This is a genomic window from Pseudoruminococcus sp. (assembly GCF_047012705.1).
In the GTDB taxonomy this organism is placed as follows: domain Bacteria; phylum Bacillota; class Clostridia; order Oscillospirales; family Acutalibacteraceae; genus Pseudoruminococcus.
The window spans coordinates 214,022-240,625 of record NZ_JBKXNW010000002.1 but is presented as its reverse complement, the minus strand read 5'-3'; the positions used below and the strand labels follow the sequence as shown (position 1 = coordinate 240,625).

Here is a 26,604-nt window from a genome sequence, read left to right as displayed (position 1 = left end):
TTATTAGGATTAGAATTTAATTAGTCAAAATAACCTTCTGCTGCAAGAAGTTCTGCAAGAAGAACTGCACCGCCTGCTGCACCTCTGAGAGTATTATGTGACATACAAACAAACTTGTAAGTATACTGAGTATCCTCTCTGAGTCTGCCAACAGAAATAGCCATACCATTTTCAAGTGTTCTTGCTGATTTAATCTGTGGTTGGTCTGGCTCTCTGAAATAGTGGAGGAATTGCTTTGGAGCACTTGGAAGCTGAAGCTCTTGTGGCTTACCGCTATAAGATTCCCAAGTTTCGATGATTTCCTCAACTGATGGCTTTTGCTCAAGTTCTACAAAAACTGCTGCTGTGTGTCCGTCACTTACAGGAACACGGAGGCACTGAGCTGTGATTGCAGGAGTATTAGTCTTAACGATTTCGCCGTTTTCGATTTTACCCCAAATCTTGAGTGGCTCTTGCTCGGACTTCTCTTCCTCGCCGCCGATATATGGAATAAGGTTATCTACCATTTCAGGCCAACGCTCGAAAGTTTTTCCTGCACCTGAAATTGCCTGATATGTGCAAGCAAGAACCTTCTTAACACCATACTTGAGAAGTGGGTGTATAGCAGGAACATAGCTCTGAAGTGAGCAGTTAGATTTAACAGCAACAAAGCCTTTCTTTGTGCCAAGACGCTTTCTCTGAGCCTCGATAATTTTAAGATGCTCGTCATTGATTTCTGGGATAATCATAGGAACATCAGGTGTGAAACGGTTAGCACTGTTATTAGAAACAACCGGGCACTCTGCCTTTGCATAAGCCTCTTCCAAAGCCTTGATTTCGTCCTTCTTCATATCAACAGCACAGAATACGAAATCAACCTTAGACGCAACTTCTTCTACATTTGCAGCATCAAGGATAACCATATCTTCCATAGCTTTTGGAATAGGTGTTGTCATAGCCCAACGATTAGCGACTGCTTCTTTATATGTTTTGCCTGCTGAACGAGCACTTGCTGCGAGAGCAACAACATTGAACCAAGGATGGTTCTCAAGAAGTGTAGCAAAACGCTGTCCGACCATGCCTGTAGCACCGATAATACCTACATTGTACTTTTTCATAATATAAAAACTCCTTTTGCATTGCCTTATGGCAAAAAATTTCGTTATCCCGAATAAAAGAGCAACAAAAAACCGGTTCAATAAAAACCGGTTCATACTTCTGATATTATTAAGCTGCCTCTATATTATATAAAGAATAGCTCTCCATCATAAGTATGATGACAGCCATATGTAGATGTTCCACACGGCCAGCGAAAGGTTTTACCATAACCCTACGCTTCGGCGATAATTCTATTCGCAAGGTATCTCAGATTTCGGAACTCTCCTCCTTGCTACACGAATTAACGCACCTCTATCCCGGAATTTAAAAATTCTTACAGTTCATAATATATCATTTATACGACTTTGTGTCAACCTTTTTGAAGCAACTTTAGAAAGAAGTTTTTGCTATTATAAAATAGTAAAAATTAAAGATTTATTTTGTACAATATTATTTACAAAATTTTACAAATATGATACACTTAAATAAAAACAATGTATATTTCAGGAGGGTTTAATATGATTTGCGAATCTTGCGGAGAAGATAGTGGCAGATATAATCTGTGTAAAAAATGCTATTATCTTTCTAAAGATGGTAAACTTATCAAGTGTGAAAAATGTGGCAAATGGCATAGTCCAAATTCAAATTGCGAAAGTTCCTCAACTCAAAGTAATGATACACAACAATCTCAAAAATTTATTTATAATCCTAAGCCGTCGCTCATTACTGAAACAGAAAAAGGATTTTATAATGCTATTAAAGAGCTTATCCCCGATAACTACTTGCTTTTTCCACAAATAAATCTCGCTGCTGTCATTTCTAAAGATGACGATTCTTCTCATTTTCAAAATGAACTTTTCAGAAACATAGATTTTTTAATTACAGATTCTGAATTTAAGCCACTTATATTTATTGAAATAAATGATTCATCTCATAGTTCAAACCAGCGTAAAGAGCGTGACCAAAAAGTACATAATATATGTGATGAAGCAGGCATTCCAATAATCACTCTTTGGACATCTTATGGTGTAAACAAAGAATATATCAAGAAAAGAATAGATACTACTCTTTCGGAATTACCTATAAAAAGAATTGCTCACAGCAAGCCTACAGAAAACAGTCAAAAAACTCAGAAAAATTCAGGTGGCTGTTATGTTGCAACCTGTGTATATGGCTCATATGATTGCCCACAGGTTTGGACTTTAAGACGATTTAGAGATTTTAAGCTAAGCAAATCTTTTCCTGGAAGATTGTTTATCAAAACATATTATAAAATTAGCCCAAAAATAGTTAAGCTCTTTGGGAAACAAAAATGGTTCAAGGTTTTTTGGAAGAAACGACTGGATAAAATGGTTTTCAGACTACAAAAGGATGGATATGAAAATACACCTTACTATGATAGATAATTATAACTTTGCTTTGAAGAATGATAGGATTTCTGACCAGATCTCGTCCTGAAAGAAATGCTCGTCTGCATGGTCTGCCCCGTCAATCGCAATAAGCTCTACATCATTACCAAATGAATTTAATTTTTCATAAAGTTCCTCACCTTGTGAAAATGGCACTGTATTATCATTTGTACCATGAATAATAAGGCTTGGTGGCAAATTCTCTCTTACAAAATTTACTGGCGATGACTCTAAGGCAGATTTTTCATTTGAAAGTTCTGCTCCAAGCATAAGTTTTTCTGGAGAGGTAGGATTTGTATTCATAAACTCAGCAAGATTTGTCGGCGGATACCACATACAAGCCGCCTTGACTTCACTTGAATAATCAAGATAAGCTCCAATATCAAGTGATTTATCGTTATCAAACGCTGCCATAGCTGTAAGATAACCACCAGCAGAATCTCCCATTATGCCTATTCTTTCAATATCTATATGATACCTTTCAGAATGTGCTTTTAAATATCTTATACCGGCTTTCACATCTTGAATCTGAGATGGATATGAAGTTTCATTGCTTGTTCTATACTGAACACTTGCAACAACGAAGCCCTCTAAAGCAAGTTTTGAAAGATAAGCCATATGAACAGATTTGTCCATAGAAAGCCAACCACCACCACATATCCACACAATGCAAGGATATTTCTTTTCGGTATGTTCTTCTGGGAAAGTTATATCAAGCTTTAAGTCCATTCTTGCGTGTCCGAACCAATAGTCAACCTGTGCATAACTTAGATTTGTAACAGTAATATATTGAGGTTTTGTAGGATTTATAGAAATAGTTCTTTTCATAAAAATATCCTCCTGATTTTATAAGCTATCTCAATATATAAATTATATCACTAAGGTCACACTATGGTCAATAGTTACCAATTATTATTTATATTATTAAAAAACTATCTATTATAACATATATCAACAATTTTCTCTAATTTATTAAAAGCAAGATTTATCACTGGTAGTCAGGTTGACACCTATATACAAAAATGCCACAACTCATTTTGCTTTGAGCTGTGGCATTTGATTTAATATTGATTTTTATATTAGCGAAAAGCTTTAAACATTATGTACTGCATCTGCCATTTCCTTGACATAATCAGCAACAGGCATTACGCTATCCTTGCCATATTTCTCGATTATACGGACAACTGCACTTCCTACGATTGCACCGTCTGAAAGCTTTGCCATATTTGCGGCTTGTTCTGGTGTAGAAATACCAAAACCAACAGCACAAGGAATATCCTTAGCTTGTTTGATAAGCTTTACCATTTCGCCTATATCTGTCTTTATCTCACTTCTTACGCCTGTAACACCAAGTGATGATACTACATACACAAAGCCCTCAGCTTCTTTTGCGATTGTAGTTATTCTCTCGTGAGATGTCGGGGCAACAAGAGATATAAGGCGAACATCATTAGCCTTGCAGATTTCTGAAAGCTCGTCCTTCTCCTCAAATGGTAAATCAGGAACTATAAGTGCATCAATTCCACATTCCTTGGAATTTTTAATAAAGCGTTCACTGCCATATACGAAAATCGGATTTATATATGTCATAAATGCAAGCGGAATATCTGTCTTTGTTCTGATAGATTTAACCATAGCGAAAATCTTATCTGTTGTTGTGCCGCTTGCCAAGGCTCTTTCATCAGCTTTTTGAATAACAAGTCCCTCTGCAACAGGGTCAGAAAATGGTATTCCGATTTCTATAAGGTCTGCACCGACCTCTGCCATAGCGAGAATTACTTTCTCGGTGGTTTCAAGGTCAGGGTCGCCTGCTGTAACAAAAGGTATAAATGCTTTTCCTTTTTCAAATGCTTTACTTAGCTTATTCATGAATATCCTTCCCCCTATATCTTGCAATCGCTGCAACATCTTTATCTCCTCTGCCTGAGATATTTATAACCATAATCTTATCCTTGCCGAGTGTTGGAGCAAGTTTCTTTGCGTAAGCAACCGCGTGAGCACTTTCAATCGCAGGAATAATGCCTTCGATTCTTGAAAGATATTCAAACGCATCGACAGCCTCATCATCTGTAACAGGAACATATTCTGCTCTGCCAATATCGTGGAGATGTGCGTGTTCAGGGCCGATTCCAGGATAGTCAAGACCTGCTGAAATTGAATAAACAGGTGCAATCTGACCAAATTCATCCTGACAGAAATAGGATTTCATTCCGTGGAAGATTCCAAGCGTACCTTTTGCTATTGTTGCCGCAGTAAGTCCGGTATCTACACCTCTGCCGGCAGCCTCACAACCAATAAGGCGAACATCTTTATCTTCGATGAAGTTATAGAAAGCACCCATAGCATTACTTCCGCCGCCTACACAAGCGAGAACTACATCAGGAAGTCTGCCCTCTTTTTCGAGTATCTGGCTCTTAATCTCCTTACTTATTACGGATTGGAAATCACGAACTATTGTTGGGAATGGATGTGGTCCCATAACCGAACCGAGAACATAATGTGTATCTTCTATTCTTGCTGTCCACTCTCTTAGAGTTTCGTTGACAGCGTCTTTAAGAGTCTTTGTACCGCTTGTTACAGGGTGAACCTTTGCTCCGAGAAGCTCCATACGATAAACATTGAGTGCCTGACGCTCTGTATCTGTTTCGCCCATATAGATTTCACATTCCATACCCATAAGTGCGGCAACAGTCGCAGTTGCAACGCCGTGCTGTCCTGCGCCGGTTTCAGCTATGACGCGAGTTTTGCCCATTCTCTTTGCAAGAAGCATTTGTCCGATAACATTGTTTATCTTGTGTGAACCGGTGTGGTTTAAATCCTCTCTCTTGAGATAAATCTTAGCACCGCCTAAATCCTTGGTCATATGCTCTGCATAATAAAGAAGTGATGGTCTGCCTGTATATTCTCTGTTAAGTTTTTCAAGCTCTGCATTAAATTCAGGGTCATTTTTATATTTGTTATATGCCTCCTCAAGTTCGATTACGGCATTCATCAGCGTTTCAGGAATATATTGTCCTCCGTGTACGCCGAACTTTCCTTTTGACATTTTTAAACACTCCTTACAATTTTAATTGCCTTTTCTATTTTCGTTTTATCCTTAAAGCCATCAGTTTCTACTCCACTGCTTATATCAAGGCAATATGGATTTACCTTTGCAGCAGTAGCTATATTTTCAGGTGTAAGACCACCTGCCAAGAAAAACGGCTTACTTATTTTCGGAATTATATTCCAATTAAAAGCCTTACCTGTACCGCCATAGACATTATCAGCATAGGTATCAAGCAAAAGATAATCGCATTGAATATTCTCGTTCGCAAAAATATCTTCGGCGGATTTTACCCTTACTGCTTTGATTATCGGTGCAGAAGTTTTCGAGCGAAGTTCTTGTATATATGCGTTATCCTCATCGCCGTGAAGCTGTATAACATCTATGGTTCCGCTCTCAACAAGCTTGAGAATAAATTCAATCTCTGCATTTACGAAAACTCCGACTGCTTTTATGCTGTTATCTAAATTCTGTTTAAGCTCATATGCAAGTTCCGGACTTATACAACGCTTTTTGCCCGCAAATACAAAGCCGATATAATCTGGCTTATATTCATTCACAGCATAAATATCTTCCAATCTTTTCAGCCCGCATATTTTTATCTTGGGCATTTAATCACCCCGTTTCAAAGTCCTTTGAGGGCATCAAGTGCCGCCTTTTTATCTTCGGCTCTCATAAGAGTTTCTCCGATAAGGACTGCATTGACATTTGCAGAACGAAGTCTGTTTATATCCTCGGATGTTTTAATTCCACTCTCCGCAACAAATATTATATCATTCGGAACGAGTGAACGCAGACGCATACAATTTTCTATATCGACTTCAAAGGTTCTGAGGTCACGATTATTTACACCGATAACTCTTGCTCCCGCATTAAGCGCAGATTCAACTTCTTCCTCGGAATGAGCCTCTACCAAAGCGGAAAGACCTAAGCTATCGCAAATTTCGATATAGCTTTTGAGAGTTTCTGTATCAAGCAAGGCACATATTAAAAGCACCGCTGACGCTCCCATAAGCCTTGCCTCATAAATCATATATTCATCAATCGTAAAATCCTTACGCAAAAGCGGTGTCGGAACTGTCTTGCTGATTTCGTGAAGAAAATCGTCACTGCCCTTAAAATATTCAGGCTCGGTAAGAACGGATATAGCGTCTGCACCGGCTCTGTAATATTCTGAAGCAATCTCAAGATAAGGAAAACGCTCTGCAATTATCCCCTTTGAAGGCGATGCCTTTTTAACCTCGCAGATAAATGCCATATCGTCCTTCTTGAGAGCGTTCTCAAATTCAAAACCGCCCATTCCAACAAGGCTTGCTTTTCTCTTTATCTTTTCTAAAGGAGTTATCAGCTTTCTTGCCTCAACACGCTTTCTTGTAGATTCAGCTAATGTATCGAGAATCATTTTATCTCTCCCTGTTATCAATACTTATTTGTAAGGCTGACATATTTTTCAAGCTGTTCATATGCCTTTCCGCTGTCAATAAGCTCATTTGCAAGCTTTATGCCGTCCTCAACAGTTTCTGCTTTATCTGCAATATAGAAGCAAAGTGCAGAATTGAGAACAACTGTGTCACGCTTTGCACCTGTGAGCTTGCCTGAAAGAATATCACGAGTAATTTGTGCGTTTTCCTCAGGTGTACCTCCGATAATATCTTCAAGGTTTGCTTTCTTAAAGCCAAGTGTTTCAGGATTGATTGTGTATTCCTTGATTTCGCCGTTTTTAATCTCACAAACGAGGTTATCTCCTGTAACAGTAGCCTCATCAAGCTTATGGTCACCGCAAACAACCATTCCGGACTTGATTCCAAGATTTTTAAGTACCTGTGCCATCGGCTTTACAAGTGCATCTTCATATACACCCATAAGCTGCATTGTAGCAAATGCAGGATTTGTAAGAGGTCCGAGAACATTAAATACTGTTCTTATTCCGATTTCTTTTCTTACAGGTGCGGCATATTTCATAGATGAATGATAGCCTGGTGCAAACATAAATGCAAATCCGCAATCATTAAGAACCTTTTCATTCTGTTCTGCTGTGATGGTGATTTTAGCACCGAGTTTTTCGAGAACATCAGCAGCACCACTCTTACTTGAAACACTTCTGTTTCCGTGCTTTGCAACAGTAACTCCGCCTGCCGCAATTACGAATGCTGAAGTAGTTGAGATATTGAAAGTTCCTACTTCGTCACCGCCTGTTCCGACAATTTCGAGTACATCTCCATTTGTTTTGAGTCTTACTGCCATATCACGCATAACTTTTGCACAAGCTGTAATCTCATCAACAGTTTCGCCCTTGATTCTGAGTGCTGTCAAAAATGCTGAAATCTGAGCGTTTGTAGCCTCTCCGCCCATAATCTCACTCATAACTTTTTCTGTTTCTTCTGTACTAAGATTTTCTCCAAGTACTAATTTATGAATTGCTTCCTTTATCATAAAAAATTCACTCCTTATATTAGGTTTTATCTAAAACTAAAAATAATTATCATTGATAAGCTATTGCACTGCCCCAAGACAGCTAAAAGTTTCGCTCGAGCCTTTTCAAAGGCTCGCAGGGTTGAGGGACGGAGTCCCTCATAGGTTTTAAGGGCAACGCCCTTAACTTATCTTGCCTCTTTAGTGGCGAACTTTGTTCGCCACTAAAATTTCTTTTGTTAACAACATTAGTCACCAAGTGCGGACTTCGTCCGCACTCAGAAGTAAAGAATGTTAAGGGCTTCGCCCTTAAAACCCACCAAAGGCTCTGCCTTTGGAATCCGCAAGCCTTTAAAAAGGCTTGACCTAAACTTTAAGTGTCTTAGGGAAGTTTATTAACTAATTGGTCATATGCCGAGGAAATTCTCCATTATAATTCTACCTTGAGGTGTCAGGATTGATTCAGGGTGAAACTGTACTCCGAATATATTCTTTTCCTTATGCTTAACCGCCATAATCTCACCTATCGCATCTCTTGAAACCACCTCAAGACAATCCGGCAAGCTTTCTGTCTCTGCTATAAGCGAATGGTATCTTGCAACTTCGATTTTCTCAGGCAAGCCCTTGAATATCTCGCATGAATTATCAATATCAACAACACTCATCTTACCGTGCATAAGCTGTTTTGCGTGAATGATTTTTCCGCCGTAGGCTTCACATATCGCCTGGTGACCTAAGCATACACCGAGTATCGGAATATCTCCAAGCTTTACTGCGACTTCTTCGCAAACTCCTGCGTCCTTAGGATAGCAAGGACCAGGTGAAAGTATGATATGTGATGGCTTGAGTGCCTTTATCTCATCAACTGTAAGTTCATCATTTCTTATAACCTTGATATCAGGATTGATTGAGCCTGCAAGCTGAACAAGGTTATATGAAAAGCTATCGTAGTTATCAATCAGAAGTACCATTTTAATTCATCTCCCTTTATCAAAGCTCATCGGCATTTCTTACGGCATTCATTACAGCCGCCGCTTTATTTGCGGATTCTTCGTATTCATTCTTCGGAACGCTATCAGCAACTATTCCGCCGCCAGCCTGAACATATACATTTTCGCCCTTTTTATACGCCATACGGATTGCTATGCAAGTATCGAGGTTTCCTGTGAAATCCATATATCCCAAAGCACCACCATAAATATCTCTTGGAAGCGCCTCTTGTTCCTCGATAATCTCACAAGCTCTTATCTTTGGAGCTCCTGAAAGTGTTCCTGCCGGAAGTACGGACTCAATAGCGTCCATAGCGTCACAATCATCTCGAATGTTTGATTCAACCTGTGAGCATATGTGCATAATCTTTGAATATCTGTGTATAACCATATATTTAGTAACCTCTACGGAATCATACTTTGAAATTCTGCCAAGGTCATTTCTGCCGAGGTCAACAAGCATATTATGTTCAGAAAGCTCTTTTTCATCGCTGAGAAGTGACTTTTCAAGAGCTATATCCTCCTCATCGGTCTTGCCACGAGGTCTTGAACCGGCAACCGGGAAAGTATAAAGTCTGCCATTCTGAAGTCTGACAAGAGTTTCCGGTGATGTGCTGATAATCTCGTCATCGTCAATATTCATATAAACCATATAAGGTGAAGGATTTATCGTTCTGAGTACGCGATAGGCATTTATTAAGCTGCCGTCATATTTACAAGTAAACTTTCGTGAAATAACTGCCTGAAAAATATCTCCGTCACGAATATATTCTTTTGTTTTCTCAACTATATCGCAATATTCTTTTTCGCTGACATTGCACTCAAAATCAGATTTCATTCTGCCTTTAAGCTCTGGTAAAGGAGATGCGTCATTTATAAGATTTATTATTTTCTCAATTTCTGCGGTAGCCTTGCCGTAATTTTCAAGAATTTTATCTGTTGATATATTAACTATAACACAGATTTTCTGCTTTAGGTGGTCATATGCAATAACCTTATCGAAAAGCATTACATCATAGTCGTTGAAATCTCCACTCTTGATTTTAAGCTTTGGTTCAGCATAGCCTATCATTGAATAAGCGAAATATCCAACCAAACCACCTGTAAACGGCGGAAGCTCTTTAAGGCTTGGTGACTTATAATCTTTGAGTATTGAACGCAAAACCTCAAGAGGTTTTTTAGTTCCGATATTCTCCATTTTGCCATTGCGGTCGATTGTTACAACAGCATTTTTACAGCTTACACGCATAATCGGGTCATAACCTATAAAGGAATATCTTCCCCACTTTTCGCCGCCCTCGATGCTTTCAAGCAAGAAAAATCTTTTCTTGGAAGCTGCTATTCTTCTGAGCAATGTAATCGGTGTAATTACATCAGCCAAAATTTCCTTACAGACAGGAATTGTGTTGTAGCTTTTTGCAAGCTCCATAATTTCGTCACAAGACGGCTTAATCATAGTTATTACCTCTCTTTTTCAGTATTTTAAAAATCAAAAAAAGCTTTCGTCACAAGGAACTTAATCCTTGGGACAAAAGCTTTGAAACTTCTGCGGTACCACCCAAATTGGTTATTTATAAAAAAACCCACTCATTTTGCGTACTTCATACGCACTCTACTGATAACGGACAGAGTTCCCGTCAGCCATTACTTCCGAAATAATTCGGTTTCCTGCTGCCCTTGCAAGCCCATTCAAGTAAATCTGCATAACTGATTCGCACCAAACATCAGCTCTCTTAATACGCTCGATAAACTCTACTCTTCTTGTTCAACGGTTTACTTATTCAATTAACTTTAGTTTGATTATACTACCGAAAATTACAAAAGTCAACAATTTTTCAAAAAATTTATTCAGATTATTCTGCCGTCGCTAATTTCTACCTTGCGTTTGCATTTATCAGCCACTGTTGGGTCGTGCGTTATGATTATAACGGTCTTGCCAGATTTATTAAGCTCGGTAAAAAGCTCCATTATTTCTGACGAGGTTTTGGTGTCTAAAGCACCTGTCGGTTCGTCTGCAAGAATGAAAGAAGGGTCATTGACTATTGCCCTGGCAATGGCAGCTCTCTGCTTTTGACCGCCCGAAAGCTTAGAAACAGGCTTTTTAGCAAGGTCTGATATACCTACTCTTTCGAGAGCTTTCATAGCAAGTTCTTTTGGCTTGCCAAGCTTTTTCTTTGAGAAATTTAATGGAATCATAACATTCTCGATAACGGAATATTCATCAACAAGGGCGAAATCCTGCATGACTATACCAACTTTTTCATTGCGGATTTTCGCAAGCTTGTTATCTGAAAGGCTATGTACATCTGTTCCGTCTATTGTATAACTACCTTTCTCGAATTTATCTATACAACCGATTATATGGAGAAGCGTACTTTTGCCTGCTCCAGATTTTCCGATAATGGCAAGCATTTCTCCGTCTGCCACCTCAAGCGAAACATCTTTCAGAGCTGTAAAGGCATTAGACTTTTTATAATTATATGTTTTAGTGAGATTTTCAATTTTCAGCATATCTTCCACTCCTTACTTCTTTGCTTTTATGACTTCGACAGGTGATGTGAACCTTATTATGCCAAACGGGATAATCAATGAAAGAAGTATCATTGCAAAAATTATTCCAAGCGAAATATAGAGGTTATTCCACTCATAAACCTGTCCGACAAGATAGTTCAGATTGATAAATTTCGAGCAATAGAGAAATATTCCCGAAAGTACTCCTGAGAAAAGCAGTATTATTGAGATATTCGCAAGAGATATTTTAAAGCAATCGCTCCATTTTGAACCGCAAAGGAAGTATATTCCGTAGTTTCTTATCTGAGTTACAGTATTTATCGCAACAGAGCCTATAAGTCCGATAAGAACTATTGCCGCAACAACAAGTATTATTGGAAGTATGTCTATATAACTATTTGTTATATATGTATCTGTGCCAGCCTTTATCTGTGAAAGTGGTGTAAAGTCTGGTTTCATTGGGAAAAGGTCTGTATTATCTTTTTGGAAATCAGTAATTTTTTGCATAATATCTTTATTATATTCTATATCGGCTTTTGAGATATTATCATCATATACTATAAAACAGCTAAGATATGTCACATCTTTATTGCCATTTAAAGCCTTATATGCACTTTTAGCTAAAATAATTGCTGAATCGCTATATTTCAGTTCATCTGAACTGCCAGCCTTAATTGCTTCTATTGCCATTTTATAGTCGGCACTTCTATAAAAGCTGGTTATATTATCCTTTTCATTGTCATAAATAGAAAAATTCGGAATATATGTAACTTCAGTGAGAACGCCCGAAACTACACATTCGCCTACACCGTCAGCGGTAATTGTTTCGCCTACGTTTTTCATATAATCTGGCGATACAACTACATAAGGTCTGCCCTGTTCATCTGCGGCAGTTTTTGGCCAAGAACCACTCTGCAATGGCATACTATATTTAAAAAATATATCATCATCTGTAATTATACTTGAACCAAAATTCTCTGATGAAATAATAGTTGCTGATTTAAGCTTATTAAACAAGCCATAAAACTCAGCTGCCTCTTCTGATGTTTCCCATATAGGCTCAAAGGCACAATAATAGCCCTCTTTATTTATAATATCTGAAAAGGGTTTTACCAATACCATTTTACTATTTGCAGAGCCTATTGTAACATTTGTTGTGACAAGAAGCGCCATAACCTCAAGCACCATAATAAGAGTAAATACCACATTTTTGCTGATTGAAAGACAGCCGTATCTAAGATATTTCATTAGTCACCGCTCCTTTCCATCTCAACAGCAGATTTGTTTATAAATCTCGAAATTGTAAGCGACATTATTAAAATTGAAATCACAAAATATAATCCGAAGATTATAAGATATGTTTGTGGAGTCATACTTAATAAGAAATTCGGGTAGCTTACCGCTATCGGCTGTAATATAAGCGTGTGGAAAATTAGTAAAGCTATGCCAAAAGTAACTATAAGTGTAAGCATAAGTTCTGTTAGATAAATCAAGAATATCTTTTCCTTACTTGCACCGCATATATTCATAACGGCAAAAGGCTTCTTTCTATATGTAAGAACATAAGAATATACTCTACTTATATTCAGGATAATCATAATAATAACTGCGGCTGTAATACTATAAGCAAGTTGTATATTTTGAAGTTCTTCAAGAACTCGTGGCTGTGGAGGAGAAATTTCTTGATCTTCTCCAAAAATTTCTTTAAGTTTATTTTCGATTTCAGTTGATTGTTTAGGCGTACATGGTTTTTTAAGATCTGCAAATACAATCGTGCAAATAAATTCATCACCGGCAGAATTATAAGGAAAATCCAAAAAAGAATTACTATCAAGTATAGCGACTGTATATTCATCACCATTTACACTTATTTTATCACCTAATTTAACCGATCCGAATTTTTCAGAAATTTCTTCATTATTAGGATTAACTCGCACAATTTTTTCGTTGGACTTATTGAATTTATTTATTTCATCGGAAACAAGCGTACTATCATTAGCGGAATATCCTGTAGAAAAAGATAATGCATCATTATCTACACCCGTAAAACCTAAAATAGAAAAGTCACCAAAATCGTCGCCTAAAAATTCAATCATTTTGTCAATTTTAGGTCTGACATTTTTTAGATAATTATTCTCATCATATGAATAATCAGCATCATACTTATCTTGAGTATATATTTTACTTCCATTAGTATTAATAGAAACACTAAATTGTGTAAATCCTTCTTGTATAACTATGCTTTTACGATTAGCATTATCTACAAAGCCACAAACAAGAAAAACAACTATAACGCAAACTATCTGAGATATTATTAAAAAAGAAAATAGAAACGGCTTGTTTTTTATAAACTTTTTGATGTTTTTAAACACAAGAAATAAATATTTCAAACCAACATACCCCCGCACTTATATTTTATAATTATGTAGATATAGGAACACCACTTCTGAATGAACCAACAAGATATTTTTCTAAAATTCCTGAATTCTTAGCTGCTGAACGGAAAATTTGACCATTGTACACTACTTTTACAACCAATCCATTTATTATTGCATTCGGACAAACTATTACTTCAGAGGTTCCGCCTTTTCTTGTAGCATATGAAAATAATGAAACAAATTCTTTATGATACGAGTCGTAAGAATATGGTGATATTGAAATATATTTATAACTGTCTTTATGATCAGAAGCGTTTGAATATACAAATCCCCATACTCCACTTGGATTTAGACTAAGATATTTACCATTATATTTATGAGTACAACCATTAATTTTACAATAATGATAGTTTTGTTTAGAAGTTACTATAGGCTTATAACTTTCCTTAGCTGATACTATCATAGTTGTACCACCTGCCACTGTGAGTGTGAGTGCAGCCAATGCGGCTGCGATAATTTTTTTAAACATAAAAATTATCTTTCCTTTCTGTGTTTAATTTTATAAATGTACATTTATATTTACATTATATCATAATTTTAGTGAATGTCAATACTTAATATCAAATTCATTAAAATAATGAATAAATTCGATATGAAATAGTATTAATATAAGGTAAGTTATTGTAAATTATATCATATAAACCAAAAAATTTCTACAAAGTGGTAAACTTTGACGATTTCTGGTAAACTTTGTCGAATATTTCTAAAAAAGAAAAATTCTTGACTAAGTGATTTTAACACCTAATCAAGAATTTTTATCAAAGCAATTCTGTGAATGAATATATATATTTATCAGCTGTGGATTTCAGCGTTTCAACATCTTCCGCTGAACCCTCATCATATACGGCAATGGTTTTCATTCCCGCAAGCTTTGCACCATTTATGCCGTCAATTATATCTTCAAAAACTACACATTCTTCGGGCTTGACACCAAGCTTTTTTGCGGTTAAGAGGTATATATCGGGGTGACGCTTATCCACACCAACTTCTGAGGTACAGCATATCGTATCAAAGTAATCATAAACGCCATTATTTTTTAAGACAGGTTCGGCAAGAATGGGTTTTGACGAGGTGGCTATACCGATTTTCACACCAAGCGTTCTTAGCTTTTGCAAAAGCTCCTCGGCATTATCTTTGAGCCTGACATTATGTGCATATTCATTTAATGCCATACCAAGCCATATCGACATAATTTCTTGTGGGCTTTCCTTAAACCCAAATCTTGCGATTGTATATTCGGCGGCGGTTTCAAAGTGCATAGTCTTGATAGCCTGTTCGTAATCAGGCGGAACTTCTAAACCTCTTTCCGCAAGAAAATCTACATCTATCTTACGCCAAACATACATAGAATCTATCAATGTACCGTCAAGGTCAAAAATTACTCCCTTTATCTCGCTCATAGTACCTCCTTTTTTAGAATATTAAGAATTTTGCGTGAAGCTTCTGTAATATTCTTTTGTGCTATAATTCCCGAAACAACTGCTACTCCGCTTATGCCACTTCCGGCAAGTTTGGCTACATTATCGGCATTTATTCCACCGATAGCGACTACGGGAATATTAACTGTATGTGCAATCTCGCTGAGAACTTCAATAGTATTTTTCTTAGCGTCTTTTTTGGTAGTTGTACCAAAAACTGCACCAACGCCGAGATAATCAGCACCATTTCTTTCCGCAACAAGTGCAAGCGGAAGTGTTGGTGCGGTTGCACCGATGATTCTTTCGTTGCCGAGAATTTTTCGTGCCTCGTGCAAAGGCAGGTCGCTTTGACCTATATGTACACCGTCTGCACCGACAGCAAGAGCAATATCAACTCTATCATTTATAATAAGCGGTACTCCACGAGTTTGCAAAAATTCCTTGAGAGCTTTTGCAGTATTATAAAAATCTCTTGACGAGAGGCTTTTCTCTCTTAACTGAACCATAGTACAGCCACCATCAATGGCTTTTTCAACAGCTTCTTCAAGAGTTTTTGTTGACATAAGCTCTCGGTTTGTCACAAGATAGAGCTGATAAATTTCTGAATTTGTTTTCATACTCTCACCGCTGAATTAGAGTTCTGAGCAGAACTTAACTTCCTTGCCCTCAAGGATAAGATTTGTAGTTCTGACAGCACACATCTTTCCGCACATTGAGCAGGTATGACGCTCGCTTACTGGTGTCGACTCATAATATCTCTTAGCCTTTTCCTTATCAATAGCGACCTCGAACATAGCGTCCCAATCAAGCTTGTGTCTTGCGTCTGCCATTTTATTATCAATATCTCTTGCACCCTTAATACCGTTTGCAATATCTGCTGCGTGTGCGGCAATCTTAGAAGCAATGATACCCTCCTTAACATCGCTGAGGTCTGGCAAACGAAGGTGTTCTGCCGGGGTTACATAGCAAAGGAAGTTTGCACCGTTATTTGCGGCAATAGCTCCGCCGATTGCTGATGTAATGTGGTCATAACCCGGTGCAATATCTGTAACAAGCGGTCCGAGAACATAAAAAGGTGCATTATGGCAGATTCTTTTCTGAATCTTCATATTTGCAGCAATTTCATTCATAGCCATATGTCCTGGACCCTCAACCATAACCTGAACATCTTTTTGCCATGCTCTTTCTGTCAATGCGCCAAGCTCTATAAGCTCGCTGATTTGTCCTGCGTCTGTGCTGTCGTCAATACAGCCTGGTCTGAGTGCGTCACCAAGACTTATTGTGCAGTCATATTCTCTGAGAATATCAAGAACTTCATCATAATGCTCATAGAAAGGATTTTCATTTCCTGTCATTTCCATCCATGCAAAAAGCAATGAACCGCCACGAGAAACAATATTCATCTTTCTCTTATCACGCTTTAGACACTCAACGGCTCTCTTGTTAATACCTGCGTGAATTGTCATAAAGTCTACGCCCTCTTTTGCATGAGCCTCTACAACCTTTAAGAAATCCTCTGCCTTTATATCAAGGAGGTCTTTTTCAAGATAACCGATAGCGTCATACATAGGAACTGTACCTATCATTGCAGGAGAATATTCAATAAGCTGTTTACGGAAAGTGTTTGTCTTGCCGTAGTTACTTAAGTCCATAATAGCCTCTGCTCCGAAGTCGATAGCCATTTTTACCTTTTCAAACTCAAGAGTATAGTCCTTGCAGTCGCCGGAAATTCCGAGATTGACATTGATTTTTGTTTTAAGTCCGTCACCGATACCCTCAGCACTGAGAGATTTATGGTTGATATTCGCAGGAATAGCAACTGTACCCTTTGCAACAAGCTCCATAAGCTCCTTAGTATCCATCTGCTCTTTCTGTGCAACGGTTTCCATTTCTTTTGTGACTATGCCCTTTTTAGCGGCTTCCATCTGTGTTTTATAGTTCATAATTGCAATCCTTTCGTATATAATTCATAAAAATGATTTGTCGGTCCATGTCCTTTTCCTATCGGAAGTGAATGTTCAATCGCTGTTGTTATGTAAGATTTTGCTTTTTCAACAGCTTTATTTAAGTTTAAGCCATTTGCAAGATTTGCGGCAATAGCTGACGAAAATGTACAGCCTGTTCCATGAGTATTTTTAGTGTTTATGCGTTCTGTTGTAAAGGTATAGAACGATTTACCGTCATAGAGTAAATCTATTGCATCACCTGAAAGATGTCCGCCCTTAATCAAAACATTTTTTGCACCAAGCGAATATATCTTCTTTGCAGCCTCTTGCACATCTTCTTGACTTTCTATGCTCATTCCTGTAATAGTTTCTGCCTCTGGAATATTCGGCGTAAGAACATATGCAAGTGGAATAATTTCCGTTTTTAAAGCTTCAAGTGCTTCAGGTTTCATAAGAGCGTGTCCGCCCTTTGCCACCATAACAGGGTCTATAACAGTATATTTCGGTTTATACTGGCGGAGCTTTTCCGCGACGGCTTTCATACAAACTTCTGATGAAAGCATACCAACCTTGACAGCATCTACTTCAATATCTTCAAAAACAGCGTCAATCTGATTCTTAATCATTTCCGGAGAAATATCTTCAACTGATATTACACGAGAAGTATTCTCTGCAACAACTGAAACAATTACACTCATTCCGAAAACACCGTTTGCTGAAAAGGTTTTCAAATCTGCCTGTATTCCTGCTCCACCACTGCAGTCCGAGCCTGCAATAGTCAAAGCTGTTTTCATAAAATCCACCTCCTAAAAAATAAAAAAAGCCTGCACAACGGCAGGCTTAATAACTTGAGAACTAAAATAAGCGGTATAATCCCGCTTATATTTAAGGATAGTAAAAATCTCAATTTCTACAAATTTACTTCCCTACCACGGTATCAACCGACAGGTTCAAAGGGTTTAATTCTCAATCGGACGCTTATCCGATACCCCCGTAAATAATTTATTCAGTTTTTATATTAAATATAGTACCGTATTTTACAAGAATTGTCAAGTTAGCTACTGCACTAACTAACAAAATTATCAATGAGCTAACGCACTTTCCTTATACAGATAAAAGTTTCGCTCGAGGCGGAGTGCCTCCGCTGTCAAGACGCGGAATCGCTCGACAAGTCTCGCTCGTAGTGAGTTAGGGAAGATAGTTGACGCGGTCGAGGAATTTTCCAATCAACTACCGATTAGCTAACGCACTTCCCTTAGACAGATAAAAGTTTCGCTCGAGCCTTTGAAAAGGCTCGCGGTTTCCAAAGGCAGAGCCTTTGGTGGGTTTTAAGGGCAACGCCCTTAACCTATCTTGCCCTCTTAAGGGCGAACACAGTGCGCCCCTACACTTAATCTGTTAGTTTATCGGTAGTTTCATCGACTGCGACAACATAAGACGATTAAGAGTGTCGAGTGAGACTTGTCGAACGATTACGCGTCTTGGCTGCGGCGGTTCGCCGCTTAAGTGTCTTGGGAAAGTGAGTTAGCAAAAATGATTATCACGCATTATTTCAGGAAGCCGTTGATGATTTCCTCCTCGGCCTCTTTTTCGGTAAGTCCGAGAGTCATAAGCTTGATAAGCTGTTCGCCTGCAATTTTACCAATAGCCGCCTCATGAATAAGACTTGCGTTTTCATCATTTGCAGTTATCTCCGGGACAGCTGTAACTTTACCGTTATCCATAATAATAGCGTCACACTCAGTATGACCATTACAAAGATTATTACCATTGACGCAAGATATAAATTTCTGGTGAGAATCACCCTTCGCAACGGAACGAGAAACTACATGAGTACCGCTATTTTTACCATTGAGGTCTACATGAAATTCTGTGGTAGCCGTCTGCTTGCCGTGAGTCATAATCTTTTCGTGGATAACAAGTGTAGCCTTATCCTTAAGAACAGCCTTTGTAAGACGATATGTTGAATCAACACCCTTAATCTGTGCTGTTTCCATCTCCATATATCCGTTTTCATCAATCTCAACTATTGTTGTAGGATTCAGTATTCTTGAACCGTTGCCGTCACCCTCGCCATAATGCTTTTCTATATATTTAAGGCGAGCATTTTTTCCGACATGGAAGGAATGTATGCCATCGTGTTCGGAATCCTTATCCCCTGCATTATGAATACCACAGCCGGCAACAACAAGAACATCTGCTCCCTCTCCGATATAAAAATCATTATAAACGAGGTCATTAAGTCCTGTCTGCGTAAGAATAACAGGAATATCTACTCTTTCGTTTTTAGTTCCTGGACGAATTATAATATCTATGCCCGGTTTATCCTTTTTTGTAACGATTTCTATATTTTCAGTGCAGTTTCTTGATTCAAGCTTACCATTAGAGCGAATATTATATGCACCCTCTGGTACGGATTCAAGATTTGCAACTTCTTTAAGTAAATTCATTTGGATTTTATCAAGTGCCATATTATATTCCCTCCCTTACATCTTATCTGTGAGTGCGGCACAGGTTTTTGCTGTGAGAAGTCCATCAAGAACATCTTCTTTTTTGCCGTCCTTAACGATTTCACCATTTGCAATAACGATTATTCTATCCGCAATATTAAGGATACGCTCCTGATGAGATATTATAAGGATAGTACCGCCTTTTTTCTCATACATTTTTTCGAATACAGAAATAAGATTACTAAAGCTCCAAAGGTCTATTCCTGCTTCCGGTTCATCAAAAATAGTAAGCTTTGTACCTCTCGCCATAACCATAGCTATTTCGATTCTTTTAAGCTCACCACCCGAAAGACTTGCATTAACCTCACGATTTATATATTCTCTTGCACAAAGCCCGACATCTGAAAGGTAATCACAAATCTGAGCAACAGAGAGCTTTTTGCCTGTCGCGAGATTGATTAAATCCTGAACGGTAATACCTTTAAAACGGACCGGCTGCTGAAAACCGAAGCTTATACCCATTCTTGCTCTTTCTGTGATACTCTTTCCTGTTATATCGATACCGTCAAATATAATCTGTCCGTCTGTCGGGGTATAGATTCCTGCGATAATCTTTGCAAGAGTGGATTTTCCTCCGCCGTTAGGACCTGTCAATGCTATAAAACGTTCATTAAGCTTTAAACTTACATTGTGTATAATTTCTTTTTTCCCCTCGTCATTTTCTGCCGAAAAGGAAATATTCTTTAATTCTAACATCTTAGACTCCTTCTATATAATAGATTCCATAATTTATATTATACACCATTTTTTGCATTTTGCGAAGTAGTATACCTTATTTTTTTATTTTTTATTTCAAAAACATAAAAAGGCATAATTCTTACGAACTATGCCTTTAAATACCCTTTTTATATTTTACTGAGCAACCTTTTCACTTGCATAGGACTTAAAGTCACTTACTGTGAATGTAGACTTTTCGCTGATATTGTAGCCATTATCATTCATATATGGGAATTGCTTTGATAACTTAGCTCCTGTATTAAGCTGACTTGTTGAGAAAACAACGAATGTATTCTTATCAGCAAATGAGTTTGGAATTGTGTAAGAATATGTACCGTCACCATTATCTGTCATAGCTTCACCAGGCCAGTTAGCATTCTTGAACATATCATCAGTATAAATATAAGCATACATATCAGTCCAATCATCCGGCTTTTCTGCCTTGATGACAATTTCAGAAGCTGCAGGCTCTGCAATACTTTCAGCGGAAGAACTCTCTGTTGAAACTTCTGTTGTACTCTCTACACTTGCTTCAGCAGAGCTTTCAGCCTCTGAACTTTCGTCAGATGTAACAACAGCTGCTACAGAAGACTCAGAAGCCGGAGCAGAAGACTCTATAGTGCCTGAATTAGCAATAGAATCTGCAACTGTCGGAGTTGTAGATGAAGAAACACCAGCAGTAATAATCAAAGCCGCAATTATACCAATAACCAAAACGATTGTAACAACCCCAACAACAAGAGCTACTTTAGGATTTTCTTTCTTCTTGCCTTCGTTAAGAATAGCCTTAGCGACATGCTGTTGATTAACCTGGGTTAAATTCTCACCGGCGTGGCCGCCACGAGAGCTTGGAAGTGGAAGCGGAGCACCGCAACTCGGACAGAAATTCAAACCTGCTTCCGCTAACGCTTTACATTTTGGGCATACTATTTGCTGCATTACAAACACTCCTTAATATAAAAGCAAAAAACATCAACGAACTTTTTTGCTTTTTTGTCGTTGGTAATATTATAATATTTTATCCAATCTAAGTCAAGGAAAATATCGACAATTTTAGTACATAAAACACAATATACAGCATAATTTTGGAGTCAAAGCGGTAAATTACTTGTATAGTTTGCTCTATTAAAGCTTAAAGAATTACTTTTACTTGGTTATAGAATAATCTCATAGCATAATAGGAGGAATTATTGACTTTATTCAATTATCTGATATAATTATAAAAGAAATTATTGAAATTTTATCAAAGGAGCTTTTAAAATGTCAGAATATAAAATCAATACAAGATGTGTACAGGGTGGCTATACACCCGGCAATGGCGAACCTCGTCAAGTACCTATTATCCAATCAACTACATTTAAATATGATACCAGCGAGGCTATGGGCAAGCTTTTTGATTTGGAAGAATCAGGATATTTCTATACAAGACTTCAGAATCCTACAAATGACCATGTTGCAGCTAAAATAGCTGAGCTTGAGGGTGGCACTGCGGCTATGCTCACATCTTCCGGACAAGCGGCAAATTTCTTTGCACTTTTTAATATTTGTGAGTGTGGAAGTCATATAGTTGCATCATCATCAATCTATGGCGGAACATTCAATCTTATTGCTGTAACAATGGCTAAGATGGGCATTACCGCTACATTCGTTTCTCCTGACTGCACAGAAGAAGAACTTAATGCAGCATTTCAGGATAACACTCGTGCCGTTTTTGGCGAAACTATTGCAAACCCTGCTCTTACTGTTCTTGATATTGAAAAATTTGCAAAGGCAGCACATTCACACGGCGTTCCTCTTATAGTTGATAACACCTTCCCTACACCGATAAATTGCCGTCCTATTGAGTGGGGTGCAGATATTGTCACACATTCAACAACAAAATATATGGACGGACACGGTGCAGCTGTCGGCGGCGCTATTGTTGATTCGGGTAAATTTGACTGGATGGCTCATGCAGAAAAATTCCCCGGTTTATGCACACCTGATGAATCCTATCACGGAATTACATATGCAGAAAAGTTTGGCAAGGAAGGTGCATTCATAACAAAATGCACAGCACAGCTTATGCGTGATTTCGGTTGTATTCAATCTCCACAAAACGCATTTATCCTCAATTTAGGTCTTGAATCTCTTCATGTTCGTATGCCGCGCCATGTTGAAAACGGTCAGGCTGTTGCAGAATTCTTGCTCAATCACCCAAAGGTAGCTTATGTTAATTATTCTGGCTTACCAAGTGATAAATATTATGCACTTGCACAAAAATATCTTCCTAAGGGTGGCTGTGGCGTTGTATCTTTCGGCTTGAAGGGTGGCAGAAAAGCCGCAGAAGCATTCATGAAAAATCTGAAACTCGCTGCAATCGAAACTCATGTTGCAGATGCAAGAACTTGTTGCCTTAATCCTGCTACATCAACACACCGTCAAATGAATGATGAGCAACTCAAAGCAGCCGGTGTTCCTGCTGAGCTTATCCGCATTTCCTGCGGAATAGAGGATAAAGAAGATTTGATTGCAGATTTGGCTCAGGCACTTGAAAAATGCTAATCTGAATTTTATCCTAAGATGAGTAAATTTTGTTACTTATCTATAAATTAACTTTTATAAAATGGCAGCCATAACTCTTTTTCTGAGTTGTGGCTGTTACTTTAATATGAATCGAAAAACTCCGCTCGACAAAAGCTATATCGAGCGGAGTTTTCTTATTATATATTGAAGGTATATTAGAGGATTAATCTATTACTTATTAAAGCTGAATACAGAAATACCCGGATATACTGCACTTTCGCCAAGCTCTTCCTCAATTCTGAGAAGTTGATTATACTTTGCAACTCTCTCTGAACGGCTTGGAGCACCTGTCTTAATCTGGCAAGTGTTAAGTGCAACAGCAAGGTCTGCGATTGTTGTATCTGCTGTTTCACCTGAACGGTGTGAAGAAATTGCTGTGTAACCAGCCTTATGTGCCATCTTGATAGCCTCAAGTGTTTCAGAAACTGAACCAATCTGATTGAGCTTAATGAGGATAGAGTTACCGCACTTATTGTCAATACCCTTCTTGAGTCTTTCTGTATTTGTTACAAAGAGGTCATCGCCAACAAGCTGAACCTTGTTGCCAAGCTCTGCTGTGAGGAGCTTCCAGCCTTCCCAGTCTTCTTCGTCAAGAGCATCTTCGATAGATACGATAGGATATTTCTCAACAAGCTTTTTCCAATGCTCGATAAGTTCTGCTGATGTAAACTTTGTGCCTGCCTTTGGAAGAACATATTCGCCCTTCTTTTCGCCTTTCCATTCACTGGAAGCTGCGTCCATAGCAATCATAAAGTCCTTGCCAGGCTCATAACCTGCATTCTTAACAGCCTCAAGAATATATTGAATAGCTTCCTCATCACTTGCAAGGTCAGGAGCGAAACCGCCTTCATCACCAACAGATGTTGCAAGACCCTTAGACTTGAGAAGTGCTGCGAGTGCGTGGAAAACTTCTGAACACCAACGAAGTGCCTCTTTGAAGCTTGGAGCACCAACAGGCATAATCATAAATTCCTGAACATCAACTGTATTAGCTGCATGAGCACCACCATTGAGAATGTTCATCATAGGGACAGGAAGACGGTTGCCTGAGATACCGCCAAGGAATCTATAAAGTGGAATATCCATAGCTGTTGCTGCTGCTCTTGCTGTTGCAATAGAAACTGCAAGTATAGCATTAGCACCAAGATTAGACTTATCTTTTGTACCATCAGCCTTAAGCATAGCTCTGTCAACTGCATAAATATCAGATGCGTCAAGTCCCTTGATAGCATCATTAATTACTGTATTTATATTATTTACTGCCTTAGAAACGCCTTTGCCGAGATATCTTGACTTATCGCCATCTCTAAGCTCTAATGCCTCAAATTCTCCTGTTGATGCACCACTTGGAGCTGTACCTCTTGCAACAGTACCGTCAGCAAGAGTAACCTCTGCTTCTACTGTTGGATTTCCTCTGGAATCAAGAATTTCTCTTCCGATAACCTTTTCAATTTCTAAATAACTCATTAGTTAAATCTCCTTTAACATCAGATAAGTTAGCATATTCTAACCAAAATTATAATAACACCTCTGTTCTGGTTTGTCAACCCTAACTCAAAATTTTTACATACCTTTTATAATCTTTTTTACTTATCAGGCAAAAACTTTATTGGACAGCGGTTGACTTTATCTATTCAATTTGTTATATTTAGAAGTGAAATTCTAATGAAAATTAAACAATTTCAGAATAAAATTTATACAGAAATGAGATGCCTATATTATGAGAACTTATATTGTACAGATTGCTGATAAGACAGTACATCTTACCTGTGAAGAAAAACTCGAAAATGCTGTTCGCTCTTTGGCTGAGGTTATCGCTCAGCTAAATTCTCAAAAAGATATTTTCAATGAAGAATTTACCCTCTGCGCAGGCTGGTCCTATTATTACTTCAAGCAAGAAGAAGACTATTGGGATATTCTTGCTCCTGACTTTCATCGTGACCCACATAATGCAAGAACAAACAATCTTACAATTCCGCTTATGGTGCAAAATCTTCAAAGTGAAGCTATGCACACAGCAGGTATTCAGGTCGTTCCAGGCACTATGCCTATAACTTTTAAGCATAAAATGCTTGTACTTAAAGACGCTCTAAATGCAAAAGACATTTATTTTTCACGCTCTGAACCTGAAAATGAGGACGATTCCGGCTGGTATCTCGGCGTTATGGGTGATGACGAATCTCAGCACGAACCTGATGATTACGCTGAAATTCAAACCTGTGAGCTTCTCAAGTTCAGACCGCTTGCTGTCCGTATTCTTTGTATGCCGGTTGGTACTCTTGCAGTTTTCGACGGCAACAAGATGACTGCACTTGTAGACAAGGACAATAATCCTCTTAAATTCTCTACTGACGGAAACGAAAATAAAGGAAGAACAGAAACAAATGTATAAGCTTATTAAAACAAACGGTTCTGCCAGACTTGGCTCTTTTACAACTGCACACGGCGAAGTTCAGACACCGGGCTTTATGAATGTTGCCACCTGCGGTGCAATAAAAGGTGCTTTATCTGCACTCGACTTAAAGGAACTCCGCTGTCAGGTTCAGCTATGTAATACTTATCATCTGCACCTGCGTCCTGGTGATGAGAATATCAAAAAACTTGGCGGACTTCATAAATTTACCCGTTGGGATGGGCCTATCCTTACAGATAGTGGCGGATTTCAGGTTTTTTCCCTCGCAAAGCTCAGAAACATAACTGAGGAAGGCGTTACCTTTTCTTCTCATATTGATGGTCACAGAATCTTTATGGGACCTGAAGAAAGTATGACTATTCAGTCCAATCTCGGTTCTGATATTGCTATGGCTTTCGATGAATGTATCGAAAACCCTGCCGAATATAATTATACGAAAAATTCCTGCGACAGAACTTATCGCTGGCTTGTTCGTTGCAAGAAAAAAATGATAGAGCTTAATTCAAGAGAAGACACTATCAACAAACAACAACAGCTTTTTGGAATAAATCAGGGTTCAACCTATGAGGATATCAGAATTGAGCATATGAAGGCTATCAGTGAGCTTGACCTTGACGGTTATGCTATTGGCGGTCTTGCTGTCGGTGAAAGTGCAGAAGAAATGTACCGCATAATAGAGGCGGTTGAGCCTTATGCTCCGAAAAATAAGGTTCGCTATCTTATGGGTGTAGGAACTCCGCTCAATATTCTTGAGGCTGTAAGGCGTGGAGTTGACCTTTTCGATTGTGTTATGCCTTCAAGAAATGCCCGCCACGCTCACCTCTTTACTTGGAGCGGTAGAATGAATATGTTTAATGAAAAATACACTCTTGATGATTCGCCTGTTGATTCACAGTGCGATTGCCCTCTTTGCAAAAATTTCTCTCGTGCATATCTCAGACATCTTTTCAAAAGCGGAGAAATGCTTGCTATGCGACTTTCAGTTATTCATAATATTTATTTCTATAATACTCTTATGATGAAAATTCGTGAAGCACTCAAAAATGACGAATTTGACAAATTTTATAATGAATATGCAGAAATTATAGGTAGACGAATCTGACACATTCCCCTTGCATATTACTGATTAAATTGCTATAATATCATTATTAGT

At 38.2% G+C, this 26,604-nt stretch carries 25 protein-coding genes, 2 riboswitches and 1 other annotated feature; of the genes, 4 read left to right on the top strand and 21 right to left on the bottom strand.

What is annotated here, in order from left to right:
• Positions 1-20: 20 nt before the first annotated feature.
• Positions 21-1,097: an aspartate-semialdehyde dehydrogenase gene (gene asd, locus ACLU24_RS02985; RefSeq protein ID WP_022265070.1), complete on the bottom strand. Its 1,077-nt coding sequence runs from the start codon at positions 1,095-1,097 to the stop codon at positions 21-23.
• A 129-nt stretch (positions 1,098-1,226) separates the two neighbouring features.
• Positions 1,227-1,400: riboswitch (Lysine riboswitch) on the bottom strand.
• A gap of 195 nt (positions 1,401-1,595) precedes the next feature.
• Here asd and ACLU24_RS02980 point away from each other — a divergent pair.
• Positions 1,596-2,483, top strand: coding sequence for a DUF2726 domain-containing protein (locus tag ACLU24_RS02980; RefSeq protein ID WP_412610212.1), 888 nt, complete (start codon positions 1,596-1,598; stop codon positions 2,481-2,483).
• Here ACLU24_RS02980 and ACLU24_RS02975 read toward each other — a convergent pair whose 3' ends face one another.
• From ACLU24_RS02975 to ACLU24_RS02885, 19 genes are all read right to left on the bottom strand, one after another.
• Positions 2,484-3,314, bottom strand: a complete 831-nt coding sequence (locus ACLU24_RS02975) for an alpha/beta hydrolase fold domain-containing protein (protein WP_412610211.1) — start codon at positions 3,312-3,314, stop codon at positions 2,484-2,486.
• A 264-nt stretch (positions 3,315-3,578) separates the two neighbouring features.
• Complete coding sequence (gene trpA, locus ACLU24_RS02970; protein WP_412610209.1) at positions 3,579-4,355, bottom strand: tryptophan synthase subunit alpha; 777 nt, start codon at positions 4,353-4,355, stop codon at positions 3,579-3,581.
• Positions 4,348-5,532 (bottom strand): tryptophan synthase subunit beta, encoded by a 1,185-nt coding sequence (gene trpB, locus ACLU24_RS02965; protein WP_412610208.1) that lies wholly within the window; start codon positions 5,530-5,532, stop codon positions 4,348-4,350. The genes trpA and trpB overlap by 8 nt, the downstream gene beginning before the upstream one ends.
• Positions 5,533-5,534: 2 nt before the next feature.
• Positions 5,535-6,143, bottom strand: coding sequence for a phosphoribosylanthranilate isomerase (locus ACLU24_RS02960; RefSeq protein WP_412610206.1), 609 nt, complete (start codon positions 6,141-6,143; stop codon positions 5,535-5,537).
• 14 nt (positions 6,144-6,157) lie between these two features.
• Entirely contained in the window at positions 6,158-6,934 is a 777-nt protein-coding gene (trpC, locus tag ACLU24_RS02955) for an indole-3-glycerol phosphate synthase TrpC (RefSeq protein WP_412610204.1), read from the bottom strand.
• 17 nt (positions 6,935-6,951) lie between these two features.
• Positions 6,952-7,965 carry an anthranilate phosphoribosyltransferase gene (trpD, locus tag ACLU24_RS02950; protein ID WP_412610203.1) on the bottom strand — a complete coding sequence of 338 codons (1,014 nt, stop codon included), beginning with the start codon at positions 7,963-7,965 and terminating at the stop codon, positions 6,952-6,954.
• Positions 7,966-8,351: 386 nt separating this feature from the next.
• Entirely contained in the window at positions 8,352-8,915 is a 564-nt protein-coding gene (locus tag ACLU24_RS02945; protein ID WP_412610202.1) for an anthranilate synthase component II, read from the bottom strand.
• 19 nt (positions 8,916-8,934) lie between these two features.
• Entirely contained in the window at positions 8,935-10,389 is a 1,455-nt protein-coding gene (locus tag ACLU24_RS02940; RefSeq protein ID WP_412610200.1) for an anthranilate synthase component I family protein, read from the bottom strand.
• A gap of 65 nt (positions 10,390-10,454) precedes the next feature.
• Positions 10,455-10,711, bottom strand: a binding site (T-box leader).
• 70 nt (positions 10,712-10,781) lie between these two features.
• Positions 10,782-11,444, bottom strand: coding sequence for an ABC transporter ATP-binding protein (locus ACLU24_RS02935; RefSeq protein ID WP_412610198.1), 663 nt, complete (start codon positions 11,442-11,444; stop codon positions 10,782-10,784).
• Positions 11,445-11,456: 12 nt separating this feature from the next.
• Positions 11,457-12,692 carry a hypothetical protein gene (locus ACLU24_RS02930; RefSeq protein WP_412610197.1) on the bottom strand — a complete coding sequence of 412 codons (1,236 nt, stop codon included), beginning with the start codon at positions 12,690-12,692 and terminating at the stop codon, positions 11,457-11,459.
• Positions 12,692-13,834, bottom strand: coding sequence for an FtsX-like permease family protein (locus ACLU24_RS02925; protein ID WP_412610196.1), 1,143 nt, complete (start codon positions 13,832-13,834; stop codon positions 12,692-12,694). Before ACLU24_RS02925 ends, ACLU24_RS02930 begins: the two co-directional genes overlap by 1 nt.
• 31 nt (positions 13,835-13,865) lie before the next feature.
• On the bottom strand, positions 13,866-14,351 hold the full coding sequence (locus ACLU24_RS02920; protein WP_412610194.1) for a hypothetical protein: 486 nt from the start codon (positions 14,349-14,351) through the stop codon (positions 13,866-13,868).
• 289 nt (positions 14,352-14,640) lie between these two features.
• Positions 14,641-15,282, bottom strand: coding sequence for an HAD family hydrolase (locus ACLU24_RS02915; protein ID WP_412610193.1), 642 nt, complete (start codon positions 15,280-15,282; stop codon positions 14,641-14,643).
• Positions 15,279-15,917 (bottom strand): thiamine phosphate synthase, encoded by a 639-nt coding sequence (gene thiE, locus ACLU24_RS02910; protein WP_412610192.1) that lies wholly within the window; start codon positions 15,915-15,917, stop codon positions 15,279-15,281. The genes ACLU24_RS02915 and thiE overlap by 4 nt, the downstream gene beginning before the upstream one ends.
• A gap of 15 nt (positions 15,918-15,932) precedes the next feature.
• On the bottom strand, positions 15,933-17,243 hold the full coding sequence (thiC, locus tag ACLU24_RS02905) for a phosphomethylpyrimidine synthase ThiC (RefSeq protein WP_412610191.1): 1,311 nt from the start codon (positions 17,241-17,243) through the stop codon (positions 15,933-15,935).
• The gene (gene thiD / locus ACLU24_RS02900) at positions 17,240-18,040 is read right to left on the bottom strand and encodes a bifunctional hydroxymethylpyrimidine kinase/phosphomethylpyrimidine kinase (RefSeq protein ID WP_412610190.1); all 801 of its coding nucleotides are present in this window, start codon (positions 18,038-18,040) and stop codon (positions 17,240-17,242) included. The genes thiC and thiD overlap by 4 nt, the downstream gene beginning before the upstream one ends.
• Before the next feature lie 111 nt (positions 18,041-18,151).
• Positions 18,152-18,249, bottom strand: a riboswitch (TPP riboswitch).
• A gap of 544 nt (positions 18,250-18,793) precedes the next feature.
• A complete protein-coding gene (locus ACLU24_RS02895; protein ID WP_412610189.1) occupies positions 18,794-19,717 on the bottom strand; it encodes a SufB/SufD family protein in 924 nt (307 codons plus the stop codon).
• A gap of 15 nt (positions 19,718-19,732) precedes the next feature.
• Positions 19,733-20,452, bottom strand: a complete 720-nt coding sequence (locus tag ACLU24_RS02890) for an ABC transporter ATP-binding protein (protein ID WP_412610187.1) — start codon at positions 20,450-20,452, stop codon at positions 19,733-19,735.
• 156 nt (positions 20,453-20,608) lie between these two features.
• Complete coding sequence (locus tag ACLU24_RS02885) at positions 20,609-21,412, bottom strand: starch-binding protein (RefSeq protein WP_412610186.1); 804 nt, start codon at positions 21,410-21,412, stop codon at positions 20,609-20,611.
• Positions 21,413-21,733: 321 nt separating this feature from the next.
• Here ACLU24_RS02885 and ACLU24_RS02880 point away from each other — a divergent pair, with 321 nt between their 5' ends.
• Positions 21,734-23,017: an O-acetylhomoserine aminocarboxypropyltransferase/cysteine synthase family protein gene (locus ACLU24_RS02880; RefSeq protein WP_412610185.1), complete on the top strand. Its 1,284-nt coding sequence runs from the start codon at positions 21,734-21,736 to the stop codon at positions 23,015-23,017.
• 192 nt (positions 23,018-23,209) lie between these two features.
• On the opposite strand, the gene eno is transcribed toward ACLU24_RS02880, so the two are convergent.
• On the bottom strand, positions 23,210-24,505 hold the full coding sequence (gene eno / locus ACLU24_RS02875; RefSeq protein WP_412610183.1) for a phosphopyruvate hydratase: 1,296 nt from the start codon (positions 24,503-24,505) through the stop codon (positions 23,210-23,212).
• A 253-nt stretch (positions 24,506-24,758) separates the two neighbouring features.
• Here eno and ACLU24_RS02870 point away from each other — a divergent pair, with 253 nt between their 5' ends.
• Both ACLU24_RS02870 and tgt read left to right on the top strand, forming a co-directional pair.
• A complete protein-coding gene (locus ACLU24_RS02870) occupies positions 24,759-25,430 on the top strand; it encodes an immunity protein Imm33 domain-containing protein (RefSeq protein WP_412610182.1) in 672 nt (223 codons plus the stop codon).
• Positions 25,423-26,553 (top strand): tRNA guanosine(34) transglycosylase Tgt, encoded by a 1,131-nt coding sequence (tgt, locus tag ACLU24_RS02865; RefSeq protein ID WP_412610180.1) that lies wholly within the window; start codon positions 25,423-25,425, stop codon positions 26,551-26,553. The genes ACLU24_RS02870 and tgt overlap by 8 nt, the downstream gene beginning before the upstream one ends.
• Positions 26,554-26,604: the final 51 nt, after the last annotated feature.

Bases quoted from the DNA above. Each gene is read 5' to 3' on its own strand.
- asd (WP_022265070.1), bottom strand. From the start codon at position 1,097: ATGAAAAAGTACAATGTAGGTATTATCGGTGCTACAGGCATGGTCGGA.
- ACLU24_RS02980 (WP_412610212.1), top strand. From the start codon at position 1,596: ATGATTTGCGAATCTTGCGGAGAAGATAGTGGCAGATATAATCTGTGT.
- ACLU24_RS02975 (WP_412610211.1), bottom strand. From the start codon at position 3,314: ATGAAAAGAACTATTTCTATAAATCCTACAAAACCTCAATATATTACT.
- trpA (WP_412610209.1), bottom strand. From the start codon at position 4,355: ATGAATAAGCTAAGTAAAGCATTTGAAAAAGGAAAAGCATTTATACCT.
- trpB (WP_412610208.1), bottom strand. From the start codon at position 5,532: ATGTCAAAAGGAAAGTTCGGCGTACACGGAGGACAATATATTCCTGAA.
- ACLU24_RS02960 (WP_412610206.1), bottom strand. From the start codon at position 6,143: ATGCCCAAGATAAAAATATGCGGGCTGAAAAGATTGGAAGATATTTAT.
- trpC (WP_412610204.1), bottom strand. From the start codon at position 6,934: ATGATTCTCGATACATTAGCTGAATCTACAAGAAAGCGTGTTGAGGCA.
- trpD (WP_412610203.1), bottom strand. From the start codon at position 7,965: ATGATAAAGGAAGCAATTCATAAATTAGTACTTGGAGAAAATCTTAGT.
- ACLU24_RS02945 (WP_412610202.1), bottom strand. From the start codon at position 8,915: ATGGTACTTCTGATTGATAACTACGATAGCTTTTCATATAACCTTGTT.
- ACLU24_RS02940 (WP_412610200.1), bottom strand. From the start codon at position 10,389: ATGATTAAGCCGTCTTGTGACGAAATTATGGAGCTTGCAAAAAGCTAC.
- ACLU24_RS02935 (WP_412610198.1), bottom strand. From the start codon at position 11,444: ATGCTGAAAATTGAAAATCTCACTAAAACATATAATTATAAAAAGTCT.
- ACLU24_RS02930 (WP_412610197.1), bottom strand. From the start codon at position 12,692: ATGAAATATCTTAGATACGGCTGTCTTTCAATCAGCAAAAATGTGGTA.
- ACLU24_RS02920 (WP_412610194.1), bottom strand. From the start codon at position 14,351: ATGTTTAAAAAAATTATCGCAGCCGCATTGGCTGCACTCACACTCACA.
- ACLU24_RS02915 (WP_412610193.1), bottom strand. From the start codon at position 15,282: ATGAGCGAGATAAAGGGAGTAATTTTTGACCTTGACGGTACATTGATA.
- thiE (WP_412610192.1), bottom strand. From the start codon at position 15,917: ATGAAAACAAATTCAGAAATTTATCAGCTCTATCTTGTGACAAACCGA.
- thiC (WP_412610191.1), bottom strand. From the start codon at position 17,243: ATGAACTATAAAACACAGATGGAAGCCGCTAAAAAGGGCATAGTCACA.
- thiD (WP_412610190.1), bottom strand. From the start codon at position 18,040: ATGAAAACAGCTTTGACTATTGCAGGCTCGGACTGCAGTGGTGGAGCA.
- ACLU24_RS02895 (WP_412610189.1), bottom strand. From the start codon at position 19,717: ATGGCACTTGATAAAATCCAAATGAATTTACTTAAAGAAGTTGCAAAT.
- ACLU24_RS02890 (WP_412610187.1), bottom strand. From the start codon at position 20,452: ATGTTAGAATTAAAGAATATTTCCTTTTCGGCAGAAAATGACGAGGGG.
- ACLU24_RS02885 (WP_412610186.1), bottom strand. From the start codon at position 21,412: ATGCAGCAAATAGTATGCCCAAAATGTAAAGCGTTAGCGGAAGCAGGT.
- ACLU24_RS02880 (WP_412610185.1), top strand. From the start codon at position 21,734: ATGTCAGAATATAAAATCAATACAAGATGTGTACAGGGTGGCTATACA.
- eno (WP_412610183.1), bottom strand. From the start codon at position 24,505: ATGAGTTATTTAGAAATTGAAAAGGTTATCGGAAGAGAAATTCTTGAT.
- ACLU24_RS02870 (WP_412610182.1), top strand. From the start codon at position 24,759: ATGAGAACTTATATTGTACAGATTGCTGATAAGACAGTACATCTTACC.
- tgt (WP_412610180.1), top strand. From the start codon at position 25,423: ATGTATAAGCTTATTAAAACAAACGGTTCTGCCAGACTTGGCTCTTTT.